Below are 12,363 nucleotides of genomic sequence, written 5' to 3'. Positions count from 1 at the left end.
ACATGCTCTTCTCCACCTCGGTCCTCGCCCGGCTCCCGCTGGCCACCTTCGGCATCGGCCTGCTCGTCCACGCCCACCACCTGACCGGCTCGTACGCCGCCGCCGGCGCCGTGGCCGGAGCCCTCGCCGTCGCCCAGGGCGCGGGCGGCCCGCTGCTCGGCCGGCTGGTCGACCGCCGCGGCCAGACCACGGTGCTGCTCGCCTCGGCCCTGGTCGCCGGCGGCGCCCTGTTCGCCGCGGCCGCGCTGCCGGTCGGCACTGCCCTGCTGCCGTTGCTGCTGCTGGCCGCGGTGATCGGCTTCGCCACCCCGCCGGTCGGCGCGTGCATGCGCACCCTGATCCCGTCCCGCTTCCCGGTCCTGAAGAGCCAGCGGCGCGCGTACGCCGCGGACGCCACCGCCACCGAACTGACCTGGGTGGCCGGCCCGCCCCTGGCCCTGTCCCTGGGCGCGCTCGCCGGCACCGGCGCGGCCCTGGCCTTCGCCGCCGTCGTGCTCGTGGTCGCGACCGGCCTCTTCGCGCTGGCTCCGGCATCCCGCGCCTGGCGCCCCGGCCCACGCGTCGCCGCCGGCCAGGGCGCCCTCTCCTCACCGGCCATGCGCGTCCTGGTCGTCGTGCTGGTCGCGGTGGGCGTGGTCTTCGGGGCGACCGAGGTGGGCGTGGCGGCCGCCGCCGGTTCGTCGGCCGGCCTGCTGCTCGGCCTGTGGGGCGTCGGCTCGCTGGCCGGCGGCGTGGTGGTGACCCGGCTCGGTGGTGGCGCGGCCGCCGGACGCGGCTTCGTGCTGCTGCTGGCCGGCCTGGGCGCCGGTCACCTGGCCCTGGTGGCCGGCTCGCTGGGCACGGTCGCCTTCGCCGTGCTGATCACCCTGGCCGGCTCGATGATCGCCCCCATCCTGGCCAGCGCCTACGGCATGGTCGACCACGCCGCCCCCGAGGGCACCGCGACCGAGGCCTTCTCCTGGCTGGCCACGGCAACCGCCGTCGGCTCGGCCCTGGGCGCGGCGGCCGGCGGCGCCCTGATCGACGCGGTGTCTCCCGCCGCCGCCTTCATCCTGGCCGGCGCCGCGGGCCTGCTGGCCGCGGCCACCGCCCTGACCCGCATCCCGGCCCGCCGGCCCGATCCCGTCGGCCGGCCGGTTCCCCTCGCCATCGGCCGTGGCCAGGACGTCGATCAGGGCGCCGCGGGCGTCCGCGCCGCGCTCCTCGCCGACCAGCCGGCCGGATGACGCTCGGGGCCACGCCGGCCGTCTGCCCCACGGTGACTCCGTGGGACAGACGACGCGTCAGCCTCGTCGGGGTTCCGGTGGGGAACCCCCGCAAGGCCGCCGATCACTTGGTGGATCTGCATTTGGGATCGAACTCGGCCTCGTGGCACTCATCCCAGCGGGTCGTCGGGTGACTCTTGTCCTGGAGCTCGATCAAAAGGTAGGTGACACCGCCGGGCACCGTTGACGTGAAGTTGACCGTCCCGACGGGAATCCAGATGTTGTTGGCCGGGCAGTAGTCGCTGCCGTCAGCGTCGGGTAGCGGTAGTAGTTGGTCACCCGCGTGTTGGCGCCCTGGTAGCCGGCGATGTACAACGTCGCGCACTCGCCACCGCGAACGAAGAACCTGGTGTTCGAAATGGTGACAGTCTTGAGCGACGACGACCAACCGACCGAACCCGTGGTCTGCACCGCGATGACGCCGGTGGAGTGGGTCAGCTGGGTGCCGAAGGAGGTCGGGGCGGCGAGCGCCGCGGTCCCGGACGTCATGATCAGTGCCGCCACCATACCGACGGCCGCACCGGCCCGAGCGAGCTTTCGGACACCCGGCGCCGTCCGTCAGTACCTCACGTGCGAGCAGAACACGGATGGCGCCGGGCCGCCCTCCTGATCTTCGGCGCGGTGGCCCTGATCATGCTGTCCGGGTGTCCGGTCGTGGCCGCGGCGGCCCGGATCGTTCTCCAGGTCGGCACCCGGGTGGTCATCGCCGAGGGGCGCGGAGTACGTCCGGGAGAAGCTGGACGGACAGCGCACCGGCGAACCCACCGTCGCGGTCAGCTACACCGACGAGAACCACGCCGGAAAGACCAAGGTCTACCAGGTCAGCAGCGCCGAGGCGCTGACCATCGACAGCAGGCTGAGCGGCGAGGTCACCGTCTCGGGCAACGGGACCGGCCGCCTCGACGTCACGGTCCCGGAGGGCACGACCGCCGAGATCGCCCTGACGGCGACCGACGAGCCCGGTGAGCCGGCCGAAGCCGAGGAGCCAGCCGAAGCGGAGGAGCCGGCGGAAACGGAGGAGCCGGCCGAGACCGAAGAGGCCGAGAAGCCAGAGGAGGCGGCCGGACCTCAGCCCGGTGACTGTGTGATCAACGACGGCGGCGAGGACAGCCCGTCGATGACGGTCGTGCCGTGTGACTAGGAGGGAACGACGTACGAAGTGCTGGAACGCGTCTCCGTGACGATCGCCGACGGTGACGGGCAGTCGGTCTCGGAGGAGGCCTGCCAAGGCGTTTCCGGCTACTACAACCGGACTACGTCCTCTGCCTGACCACACTCGATGCCGGGTGACCGGGCCTTGAGCCCCCGCAGTGTCGGCGGTGACGCAAACCTCGTTGTTCGTATCACCGCATGTCGGTGTGGTCAGGCCGCGTCCGCGCGCGGGTGGCGGTGCGGCTAGGTTCCGGTCATGGGCACGGGACCGAAACGGGCAAGCGAATGGACCATCCACGGAGAGCGAGTTCTGGACGACACCCGCAAAGCCGTCCTGAGCATCGCCGACGTGGAGCTTCCCGACGGCGTCAGATTCGAGCAGTACGTCCTGAGGGTTCCTCGAGCCGCCATGGTCGCCGTCATCGACGACGAGCGAGTCCTCATGATCTGGCGGCACCGCTTCATTGCCGACCGGTGGGTCTGGGAGCTGCCGGGTGGCTACCTGGATCCAGCGGAGGGTCCCGAGACATGCGCTGCCCGCGAAGTCGAGGAAGAGACCGGGTGGCGGCCACGAGGCATGGAGAAGGTCCTCACCTTCCAGCCCATGATCGGCACGATTGACCAAGAGAACGTGGTCTACCTCGCCCGGGGCGCGGACTACACCGGCTCAACCTCGGACATCAACGAAGCCGAGCGGATCTCGTGGATTCCGCTCACCGATGTACAGCGGCACTTGGACGATGGATCAATCATCGGCGCCGGATCGGTCGCCGGGTTATTGGCCGTACTACTGCTCCGAGCCCAGGGAAGGCTTTAGCCGGACAGCCGGCCGGTCAGAGGACTCCTACCGGCTGGCAAGCCCACGGCGGATTTAGCGCGGGTCGCCCCGATGCCGGCCTCCGCCGCCGCTCTCCGGACACTCAGACTTGCGATGCTACTCATGCCACCGAACGCTCGGCTCATCGCAACGGCTATTGCCGCTCCACGGAACATCGAGCTAACACTTGGTCACTCAGGGACGCCGGGCTGAGCAGCAGTCTCTAAAGGTGTCACGTCCTGGAGAATGCGCTCGTAGGCCGCTCTGGGTTCGCTCAATAAGATGTACACGGTACCGCTCGTACCCAACATCAGCGGTTTGAACAACAGCATGCTTGAGTCGAGCCTCGGCGCACAACTGCGCCACGTCGCACCCATGACGGTCTGCTACGTCCGAGGTCAACAGATAACACCGGCCTGACAGGCTCAGGAGTGAAGGAAGCGCCATTACCAGATCGACCGTGGCCTGGAGACCAGGATCAAAGAGGGCACCGGTCAGGTCATCGAACGGCTGTCCCGGAAGCAGCGGTGGATTGGCGACGACGAGATCGAAAGTCTCGTTCGGCGCTACGCAGTCAGCCAGCGTTCCAACGCGGGCATCAACGCGGTCCTCTACGCTGTTCATCGTGGCGTTTCGCAGCGTACATGCTACCGCCTTGACCGACACGTCGATCGTAACCGCGTACGAGCCGTGCATCGCAGCAACGATGCCGAAAGCGCCGCAGCCGGCGAAGACGTCCATCACACGTTGAAAAGGAGCAAATTGCAGAGATTGCAGAAGCAATGGCGACGCATTGGTTAGTGTCGGGCAGAACACACCCTCGTCGATAGAGAGTCGGGCGCCGCCAAAGTCGCACTCGTATGGATACGTGGCGGCTGCGTGTCGGGCGATGAGAGCCGTAGCTGGCGCGCGGTCATAGTTGAACACTCCTGAGACCCCGCCAAGGCTCGTCGGTCGCCCATGCTCACAGCTCAACACGGCGACGACAATTCCAGAAAAGGACAATGCCCACGAAACATGGGCATTATTATGAGGAACCATCATCAGATTGCAAGCACCCGCGCGGCGCGTTGGGGGCCAACTAGCGGCGGCGATCGTCTCCACGCCGACGCCGCCCGCCGGAGCGCCGACCGGGTGGACGAGGAACTGTCGTCATGCTTTTGATCATCTGAAGGTAAGGCTCAAGCGCCGGGATGACGATGCCAGTACGTTCCTTCGCCCGCGCATAGAGCTCGCCCACTCGGCGATCAGCCTCGTCATCTGATGGGGGAAGATCGTCGATTACATCAAATCCGTAGTCCTCCGGGTTGACGTTCCCTTCGAGCTCTCCGGGCAACAGCCGCCTTATCTGGATCAACAGAGCATCCTTAGTCTAGAGGCATGGTATGGATTGTAGTCCTACCGCAGCAGGGTCGCTACTCCGCGTGCTAGATCAATAAGCTTGCGCTTGAACTCCTCTCCAGTTGTAAGGCCGATGGTTGCTGGAGTCGCCTGTTTCAGACTGATCGTGGCGCATCCGATCGCCTCCCCTGATTCTGCATCTTGCACGACCCTGGCAATTACCTGACCATACGAGTGGGCCAGTTTCTGGGCGTCACGCAAGGGCAGTCTGTGTGTTAGCTTCGGATCATAGGTCTGCCACTTGGCCTCATCGGCCGCCTGCAAGGCATGTCGGTACCGTCGGTCTGCGGTACTCACGGTCAAAACCTCTGCCCGGTCGTTGTTGGCGAGACACACGCCGACGATTCCGACGCCCTTTTGGAAGCGAACACCACTCGGCGGCGCTTTGTAGAGTCCGACGGCGGCCACTCGCTTGAAAGTCGGAGTAATTGCCCAGGTCGCCAAAAATCTGAATTGTCGCTTCTTTGCCATTTCCTTAAATCGCAGACGCAGGGCGTAGGGAAAAATCCGGCGATACCATAACGGAACCTCCCATACGTGAACGCGGAGCTCCAAGAGCTCAGCGGTGACGAGGCGGTTCATGCATAGATCAATAAGGACCTGCTGCGCCAAGACGTCCACCTGCTCTCGACGCCGGGATTTCGGAGCGCCCAGCCATCGCTGTACGCCGTTGATCCGCTGAACGGCAACCGCAGCCACCAATGCCGCAGAGGCAACCGCACTAGGCTTGCTCAGCGGGGCCTGGCTGCCGACCAAGGTCGCGACTGCTGCCATCACGACGACCGCAATCGCGATGAATGTAACGACCCTCATCGACTGCCAGACTCCCTAAGCAGAATAGATCTTCACAGCCGGTCCAGTGATGGCCATGGGGAGAGGTCATATTAGTACGCCGTCGAACACGCTTCCAGAGTTTGCGCGCTCTCGGCTTGCCGGCCAAGATCGGCGACCGCTGCCTCATGATCTATTGCGTGCAGTCCACATCGGAGCTGCGCAGTCAATGCGTCTCGAGTGTCGGATCGGTGACTCCAGCAATAGGTCAACTCTCCGGCGCCCTGATAGCTGTCGGCCAATCTCTTGTTTGAGTGCTCGTGACAATGCGGACCACAGTCTCGCGCTCGGTCCAGTAGTCGTCCTCAAGCGCTATTCGCGGCGTGGGCGCAATGTAGGGTGGGGTAGCCCTTCGGTGCAGCGAGTTCCCTTGCGCCTAGGCCTCGCTTCGATACATGTACCACAGTGCGGGTCGGCCGCTGCCCTGAAGAATGTCCGCACTTGCTGACACCAAGCCGGCGATCGAATAACATCTCGACGCAAATATTCGAGCATGTGTTTGCCGGATAACGAGATAGCACCTTCCGCCACCTGGCCGGCGCTCGGCGCGAGCAGGCCGCTCGGCGCGAGCAGGCTGTGGTGACGCGGGCAGTCGGTCTCGGAGGAGGCGTGCCAAGGCGTTTCCGGCTACGACAAGTGGTACTTCTACGACAGCGACACCGACGACCTGGACTACGTCCTCTGCCTGGGTCAGACGGCGTAACCCCACTGGGTCAGGTGGTCGGCGATCACGGATTCGACGTCGGTCACCTGGCGCGGGGTCAGTTCGTGGCGGTACGCGTCGCCTCGGCCGCCGTGCAGCTGGTGCTTCTGGAAGCCTCGTTCGAACTCGGGGGTCCAGTCGAGGCCGAGGAATTCCAGGGCGCGGGTCAGTTCCTTGCGCGGGTCGAGCACCACGTCCTCGTACCGGAGGTCGAGCCACTGGCCCGGCAGCTGGGCGCGCGCGTCGGCGTACGCGGTCATCAGCATCGCCCAGCCCAGCCCGGCCAGCACCGGGAACGATCGCCCGGAGGCCTCCCACCGCTCCTGCAGGGGCCGCGGCAGCGGGCCGAGGTACCAGTTCGCCGGCCCGCTCCAGCCGTCCCACCAGCCCATCTGCAGCCAGGAGTTGACCACCGCGCGGCCGTCGCGCACCACGTTGACCACCTTGAGGTCGGGGTACGCGGCGCTGAGGAAGCCGGTGCGGGGCCACCCGGTCACGTGTTGGAGCAGCAGGTCACAGCGCTGGGCGGCGATCCGGCTATCGAAGAACGCGCGCGTTCTGGAAGAGAAGAACGGCGTCATGTCCGAGGCCAGCAGGTCCCGGCAGGGGCGGCTGAAGCCGGGCGTCACGTGCCGGTCGAGCAGCCGGTAGGCCTCCGACGGCGCGACCCGGACCCGGCCGCGTTCCAGCAGCCTGCGGCTGTAGGCCAGGGATGTCATGCCGGACGGGCGGGGCGCGCCGCGGCGGTAGAGGCGGCCGTTGCGCTTGCCGGTCAGGTTGAGTTTCGGCAGCTTGTCGTCGACCCCGGAGATGAAGCCGATGCCGGGGTGCCGGCACAGCAGCTCCTGCACCAGCGTCGACCCGCACCGGCCGGTGCCGGCCACCACAGCGAGACTCATCGAGCCCTCCGTCCGAAGGGGTAGCCCAGGCGTCGCAGCAACGGGCTGGTCAGGGCGGTCACCAGGGCGAACGACCGCGGCGACATGGCCGTGCGCCACTCGTCGTCGGCGCGCACCTCGACGCCGCCGGTGCGGTGCCGGACCGGGTTGCCCGCGACCGAATGCGTGGGCGCCAGCGTGAGCAGGCCGTCCTCGGTGAAGGGCAGTGGTGAGGAAGGCGCGGCGCCGGCGAAGGCGGCGATCCGGCGTACCCAAGCCTGCGGGTCTTGAACCAGGTCCTCGTAGCGCACGCGCAGGTAGGCGCCGCGCGACCAGCGGCGCAGCACGGCGCCGTTCCAGACGGTCCAGAGCAGCGCCGCCTTCCACACCGGGTGGCGGGTCATCAGGCGGTCGTCGCCGTCCAGCGAGCGGCGGCGGCGCCAGGAGAACGCGGCCGCGCGCGGGTCACGCACCACATGCAGCACGCGCAGGTCGATGCCGGGGAGACCGGCGAGCAGCACGCCGTACGGCGGGAGCTTGGACGAGTCGACGATGACCGCGCCGCCGGTGTGCGCGTGGATCGCCTCGTACAGTGCCGTGATGGTGGCGTCGTCGGGGCTCGGCGGCACCCGCAGCCGGTTCCGCATCCGCAGGCGTTCCCGCAGGCCGGCCGCGATCGACGCCGGCTCGCGCGGCGGCAGCTTGGCCAGCACCGCGCTCCACATCGGGCAGTCCGGCAGCGGCTGACCGCACCCGCACGGCCGCTGCTCGACCAGCCCGCGCTGCCACAGGTAGCGCAGCTCCCCGGCGGCGAACAGCCCGTCGACCTGGCCCAGCGCGGTGGTCACCAGGGTGCTGCCGCTGCGGCCGCTGCCGGCCAGGTAGAGGACGCGGATCACCCTGCCACCGACCCGTAGGCCGCGTTCAGCCCGGCCAGATGGTCGGCCGGGCTGAAGTGCTGCTCGACCTTTCTGCGGCCGGCCCGGCCCATGGAAAACGCAAGATCAAGATCTTTGAGGGTACGCTGCAGCGCGCTCGCCAGTGACGATGGTTCGTCCGGGGGAACCACCTCGCCGTCCACGCCCGGGGTGATCAGCTCGGGAAGCCCACCGAGATCCGTGCCGACGACCGGCACCCCGCAGCCGAAGGCCTCCAGCACGGCCAGGGGCTGGTTCTCGTACCAGCGCGAGGGCACCGCCACCACCGCCGCGCTCCTGATCAGCTCGTGCAGCTCGCCCTTCGGCAGGCGGCCGTGAAAATGTGTCCTTTTTGTCCGAGGTAGCTGCGCGAGCGCCGGTCCATCCCCCGCGATGTCGATGTCCAGACCCGCGATGTCGGCCGCCTCGATCAACGTGTCCACACCCTTCTCATGGGCCAGCCGCCCGGCGAACACCACGCCGCCGCCCGGCTTCTCCTTGACCTTGATGGTGTCCACGTCGACCGGGTGCCGCAGCACGCGCAGCCGCCCTGCGCCGACCCCGGCCCGGGTCATCACCCCGGCCAGGAAGTCGCTCGGCGCGATGAACACACCGACCCCGTCGTACGCCCGGAACCGCCGATGCAACCACGACTCCACCGCGAGCAGCGTGCTGGCCGACCGCGAACCGTCCTTGCAGGAACGCCGCGCCGCCTGCCACGGCCCACCGGTCACGCACGCGTCACACGGCCGGCCCCGGTCGAGCATCTGGTAGCTCGGACAGGCCAGCTTGTAGTCGTGCAGCGTCATGACCACGGGCACCCCGGCGTCCCGGCAGGCGGCGACCACCGAGGGCGACAGCTGGTGATACACGTTGTGCATGTGCACGACGTCGGGCCGGAACTGCTTCAGGGTCCGGGCGAGACCCTGCCGCGCCGACGTCGACCAGATCATCCGGGCCGCCGCCTCGGCCCGGCCGCGCACGCCGGGAGGCGGCGGATCCAGGTCCACCTGCGACGGGAAGTGCTCCTCGAACCGCAGGCCAGGGTCGTTGTCGACGTGGGCCATCCCGAAGAAGGCCACCTCGTCGCCGGCCCGTTCCTGCAGGCGCGCCACGTCGAACAGGTAGCCCTCGGCGCCACCGCGCCGATAGAGGAACTTGTTGACGTGCAGGACGCGCATTTATCCACAGGCCTGTCGTGAGGGTCGCGGGGATCGAGCGCGGTCACGCTAGCATTCAGCCGCCAAAGCCTGATGCATCGAGGAGGACGAGTGACCGGCGACGAGCCTTCCGCGCTGCGATATTTCGCCCGCCGCGTGGTCCGTCACGTCCGCTGGGCCCGACGCGAGGGGCTGGGCCGGCTGATCGCCGAAGACCGCCTCGACCCGCGCGAGCGTCTGCGGACGGCGTGGTCGAAGTGGCGCTGGCGCCGCGCCCACGGCGCCCCGCCCGGTCAGGCCCAGCCGGTCTACCTGGTCGGTCTCCAGCGCTCGGGCACGAACATGCTGGTCCGCGGCCTCGACGAGGCGCCCGAGGTGGAGGCCCGCAACGAGAACGACTCGGCCGTGTTCCGCCGGTTCCGGCTGCGCTCCGACGCCGAGCTGCTCCGGGTGCTGGGGCGCAGCCGCCACCGGGTGGTGCTGGTCAAGCCGCTGTGCGACAGCCACCGGGTGACCGAGCTGCTGGCCCTGCCCGGGCCGCGGCCGGGCCGGGCGCTGTGGATGTGGCGTGACGTCGACGACCGCGCCCGCTCCGAGGTGGCCAAGTTCGGCCCGGCCACCCTCAACGCGCTGCGGGGCATCGCCGAGGGCACGATCGGGGCCGGCTGGCAGGGCGGCGGGCTCGGCCCGGCCGCCAAGCAGCTGATCGCGAGCTTCGACTACGACACCATGGATCACCACACGGCGGCCGCGCTGTTCTGGTACGTGCGCAACGACCTCTACTTCCGCCTCGGCCTCGACCGGCGGCCCGACGTGCTGCTGGTCTCGTACGGCGAGATGGTCCGCGACCCGCAGGCCACCGCCCGCCGCCTGTGCGCCTTCCTCGACCTGCCCTACCGCCCGTCGTTCGCGGCGGGCGTGGTGGCCGGGCCCGCACGCGAGAAGCTGACCATCGACCCCCGGGTCCGGGCGATGTGCGACGAGCTGACCGGACGCCTGACCGCAGGGGTGACACAGCGTGGATAGTCCCATTTTCCTCGTCGGCTGCCAGCGGTCGGGCACGACGATGCTGCGGCTGGTGCTCGACTCGCACTCGCGGATCAGCTGCGGCCCCGAGACCCGGTTCCTGCCCGACCTGCGGCGCATCGTCGACGAGAAGCGCGACTGGCCCCGGCTGGCCCGCTTCGGCTTCGACCGCGCCGACTGGCTGCGGCGCATCGCCGGCTTCTTCGGCGGGGTGCACGCCGACTACGCGGCCAAGCGCGGCAAGGTCCGCTGGGCCGACAAGACCCCGCTGTACGCGCTGAGCATCGACTTCGTCACCGAGGTGTTCCCCGACGCGCAGATCGTGCACGTCATCCGCGACGCCCGCGACGTGGTCGTCTCCCACCGCAAACGGTTCGGCTACTGGTCGGCGGTCAAGTGCGTGGTCAAGTGGCCGCGCTACATCCGCACCGCCCGGGCGTTCGGCGCCCAGCTGCCGCCGGGGCAGTACCACGAGCTGCGCTACGAGGAGGCGGTCGCCCAGCCCGACAAGACGCTGCGGTCGCTGTTCGAGTTCCTGGGCGAGGAGTGGGAGGAAGGCGTGCTCGAGTACGCCGACCGCACCCACGACGTGGCCGACAAGTACACCGTGGAGGCCGACAAGCGACGGGCCGCCGCCGGCACCGACGCGGCCATCTACGCGTCGCGCGTGGGCAGCTACCGCCGCGAGCTCGATCCGTTCCTCCGCCTCCTGGTCCTGGTCTTTTCCGGCCCGATGCTCAAGGAGCTGGGTTACCGATGAAGCGCGTCCTGCCGGTTCTCGCGCTGCTCCTGCTGGCCGCGTGCACCTCCGACCCCGCTCCCCCGCCGCCGCCTCCCACATCCGCTGCCCCGGCCCCGGCCCCAGCCCCGTCGCAAAAGGGACGCACCGTCTTCGGCGCCCACTGGGACTGGAACCGCTACCAGCAGTTCGAGCCCTACCTGCGCAAGCTCGCCGGCTCCTCGACCTACTACGAGCTGAGCTGGTGCGACATCGAGAAGACCCAGGGCTCGCCCGACTGGGCGCCCCTCGACGCGATCGCCGCCAAGAGCCGCGACCTGGGCATCCACCTCGACCTGAAGATCCGCATCGGAACCTGCTGGGCCACCGGCGGCACCGCACAACACACCCGCGGCGAGGCCGGCAAGACCGAATCCCGGATGCCGCAAGACCTCGCGGCCTACCGGACCTTCGTCGAGACCCTGGTCAAGCGGTACAAGCCGCTGGGCGTGACCCGCTACGCGATCGAGAACGAGGTCAACGCGCAGCAGTACTGGGCCGGCACGCCCGAGGAGTACGAGACCCTGGTCCGCGCGGCCGCCGAGGCGGTGCACGCGGCCGACCCGGCGGCCCAGGTCGTCGACTCCGGCATCAGCAGCGTCGCCATGGGCATGGGCATCGCCGACCGGCTGCTCGAGGCCGGCCAGAACGACCAGGCGGTGGCGGCGTACACGGCCTACTTCGCCCGGCGCGTCGGCACCCGGGGCCGGCAGATCCCGCAGGTCAGCGACCCGGCCGGGCTCCAGAAGGCGCTCGGCAACCAGGTCAACCAGCGCAACCTGGCCTACCTCGCGGTCACCGACAAGCTGCTCGCCGACAAGGTCGTGCAGGTGCGCCAGCTGCACTTCTACGAACACCCGGACGGCGTGCCCCCGCTGCTCGACCTGCTCAAGGCGACCACGCCGGCCGGGGTGCCGATCTCGGCCTGGGAGGTCGGCCGGTTCGAGAAGTCGGCCGACGCCGCCCCCGCGGTCGTCGCGGACGAGATGACCAAGGTGACCGCGACGCTCGCCGCCGCCGGGATCGTCGACGTGGTGTGGCTGCCGCTGGCGTTCAACCCGGGCAACCGGGCCGGCGCCGAGGTCCGGGCCGGGCTGCTCGAACCCGGTGGCGCGGAACGTCCGGCCGGGGCGGCGCTGGCCGGGCTGGCCGGCGCGGGCCGTGGCGCCGTGGCGAGCCCGGTCGCCCAGGACGGGCTGACCGGCGTCGCGTTCAGTGGTGACGGGACGCGCATCGTGGCGTGGTCGACGGCTGCGCCCGTACCCGTCGAACTGCCCGCGAAAGATCTCGAGAACGGCGCCGCCGTCAAGCAGGTCGGGACCGATCCGGTGCTGGTGGAGACCGATCAGCCGCTCGACAAAGCGTTGGACTCGCTGCGCGGCTGATCCGACACGTGCATATGGTCACGGTCCGGGGTGGCCCCTAGCCTGCGTAC

General features: G+C 69.1%; 12 protein-coding genes. 5 read left to right on the top strand and 7 right to left on the bottom strand.

From position 1 onward, the window contains the following. Positions 1-2: 2 nt before the first annotated feature. Positions 3-1,226 (top strand): MFS transporter, encoded by a 1,224-nt coding sequence (locus AB0M54_RS39110; protein ID WP_364477037.1) that lies wholly within the window; start codon positions 3-5, stop codon positions 1,224-1,226. Positions 1,227-1,418: 192 nt separating this feature from the next. Here the strand turns inward: AB0M54_RS39110 and AB0M54_RS39105 are convergent, their stop codons facing one another. Further along, positions 1,419-1,754 carry a hypothetical protein gene (locus AB0M54_RS39105; RefSeq protein ID WP_364477036.1) on the bottom strand — a complete coding sequence of 112 codons (336 nt, stop codon included), beginning with the start codon at positions 1,752-1,754 and terminating at the stop codon, positions 1,419-1,421. A gap of 919 nt (positions 1,755-2,673) precedes the next feature. Between AB0M54_RS39105 and AB0M54_RS39100 the strand changes: the two genes are divergently transcribed. Then, positions 2,674-3,234, top strand: a complete 561-nt coding sequence (locus AB0M54_RS39100; protein WP_364477034.1) for an NUDIX hydrolase — start codon at positions 2,674-2,676, stop codon at positions 3,232-3,234. A gap of 195 nt (positions 3,235-3,429) precedes the next feature. On the opposite strand, the gene AB0M54_RS39095 is transcribed toward AB0M54_RS39100, so the two are convergent. From AB0M54_RS39095 to AB0M54_RS39070, 6 genes are all read right to left on the bottom strand, one after another. After that, positions 3,430-4,278 (bottom strand): methyltransferase, encoded by an 849-nt coding sequence (locus tag AB0M54_RS39095; protein ID WP_364477032.1) that lies wholly within the window; start codon positions 4,276-4,278, stop codon positions 3,430-3,432. A gap of 37 nt (positions 4,279-4,315) precedes the next feature. Beyond that, positions 4,316-4,591 (bottom strand): hypothetical protein, encoded by a 276-nt coding sequence (locus AB0M54_RS39090; RefSeq protein ID WP_364477030.1) that lies wholly within the window; start codon positions 4,589-4,591, stop codon positions 4,316-4,318. A 41-nt stretch (positions 4,592-4,632) separates the two neighbouring features. Beyond that, complete coding sequence (locus AB0M54_RS39085; protein WP_364477028.1) at positions 4,633-5,448, bottom strand: hypothetical protein; 816 nt, start codon at positions 5,446-5,448, stop codon at positions 4,633-4,635. A 708-nt stretch (positions 5,449-6,156) separates the two neighbouring features. Then, on the bottom strand, positions 6,157-7,068 hold the full coding sequence (locus AB0M54_RS39080; RefSeq protein WP_364477027.1) for a sulfotransferase: 912 nt from the start codon (positions 7,066-7,068) through the stop codon (positions 6,157-6,159). Beyond that, complete coding sequence (locus AB0M54_RS39075; protein WP_364477025.1) at positions 7,065-7,946, bottom strand: sulfotransferase; 882 nt, start codon at positions 7,944-7,946, stop codon at positions 7,065-7,067. The genes AB0M54_RS39080 and AB0M54_RS39075 overlap by 4 nt, the downstream gene beginning before the upstream one ends. Then, complete coding sequence (locus tag AB0M54_RS39070) at positions 7,943-9,145, bottom strand: glycosyltransferase (protein WP_364477023.1); 1,203 nt, start codon at positions 9,143-9,145, stop codon at positions 7,943-7,945. Before AB0M54_RS39070 ends, AB0M54_RS39075 begins: the two co-directional genes overlap by 4 nt. A 90-nt stretch (positions 9,146-9,235) precedes the next feature. Between AB0M54_RS39070 and AB0M54_RS39065 the strand changes: the two genes are divergently transcribed. From AB0M54_RS39065 to AB0M54_RS39055, 3 genes are read left to right on the top strand one after another with little or no spacing between them, the layout of a single operon-like run. Next, positions 9,236-10,150 (top strand): hypothetical protein, encoded by a 915-nt coding sequence (locus AB0M54_RS39065; RefSeq protein ID WP_364477021.1) that lies wholly within the window; start codon positions 9,236-9,238, stop codon positions 10,148-10,150. After that, complete coding sequence (locus AB0M54_RS39060) at positions 10,143-10,910, top strand: sulfotransferase (RefSeq protein ID WP_364477019.1); 768 nt, start codon at positions 10,143-10,145, stop codon at positions 10,908-10,910. The genes AB0M54_RS39065 and AB0M54_RS39060 overlap by 8 nt, the downstream gene beginning before the upstream one ends. Next, complete coding sequence (locus tag AB0M54_RS39055; RefSeq protein ID WP_364477017.1) at positions 10,907-12,313, top strand: hypothetical protein; 1,407 nt, start codon at positions 10,907-10,909, stop codon at positions 12,311-12,313. Before AB0M54_RS39060 ends, AB0M54_RS39055 begins: the two co-directional genes overlap by 4 nt. The last annotated feature ends 50 nt before the right edge of the window (positions 12,314-12,363 follow it).

Source organism: Actinoplanes sp. NPDC051470 (assembly GCF_040682035.1).
GTDB lineage: Bacteria > Actinomycetota > Actinomycetes > Mycobacteriales > Micromonosporaceae > Actinoplanes.
This window is presented reverse-complemented; position numbering and strand designations above follow the sequence as displayed.

Excerpts from the sequence above, each read along its gene's own strand:
- AB0M54_RS39110 (WP_364477037.1), top strand. The coding sequence starts at position 3 with ATGCTCTTCTCCACCTCGGTCCTCGCCCGGCTCCCGCTGGCCACCTTC.
- AB0M54_RS39105 (WP_364477036.1), bottom strand. The coding sequence starts at position 1,754 with ATGACGTCCGGGACCGCGGCGCTCGCCGCCCCGACCTCCTTCGGCACC.
- AB0M54_RS39100 (WP_364477034.1), top strand. The coding sequence starts at position 2,674 with ATGGGCACGGGACCGAAACGGGCAAGCGAATGGACCATCCACGGAGAG.
- AB0M54_RS39095 (WP_364477032.1), bottom strand. The coding sequence starts at position 4,278 with ATGATGGTTCCTCATAATAATGCCCATGTTTCGTGGGCATTGTCCTTT.
- AB0M54_RS39085 (WP_364477028.1), bottom strand. The coding sequence starts at position 5,448 with ATGAGGGTCGTTACATTCATCGCGATTGCGGTCGTCGTGATGGCAGCA.
- AB0M54_RS39080 (WP_364477027.1), bottom strand. The coding sequence starts at position 7,068 with ATGAGTCTCGCTGTGGTGGCCGGCACCGGCCGGTGCGGGTCGACGCTG.
- AB0M54_RS39070 (WP_364477023.1), bottom strand. The coding sequence starts at position 9,145 with ATGCGCGTCCTGCACGTCAACAAGTTCCTCTATCGGCGCGGTGGCGCC.
- AB0M54_RS39055 (WP_364477017.1), top strand. The coding sequence starts at position 10,907 with ATGAAGCGCGTCCTGCCGGTTCTCGCGCTGCTCCTGCTGGCCGCGTGC.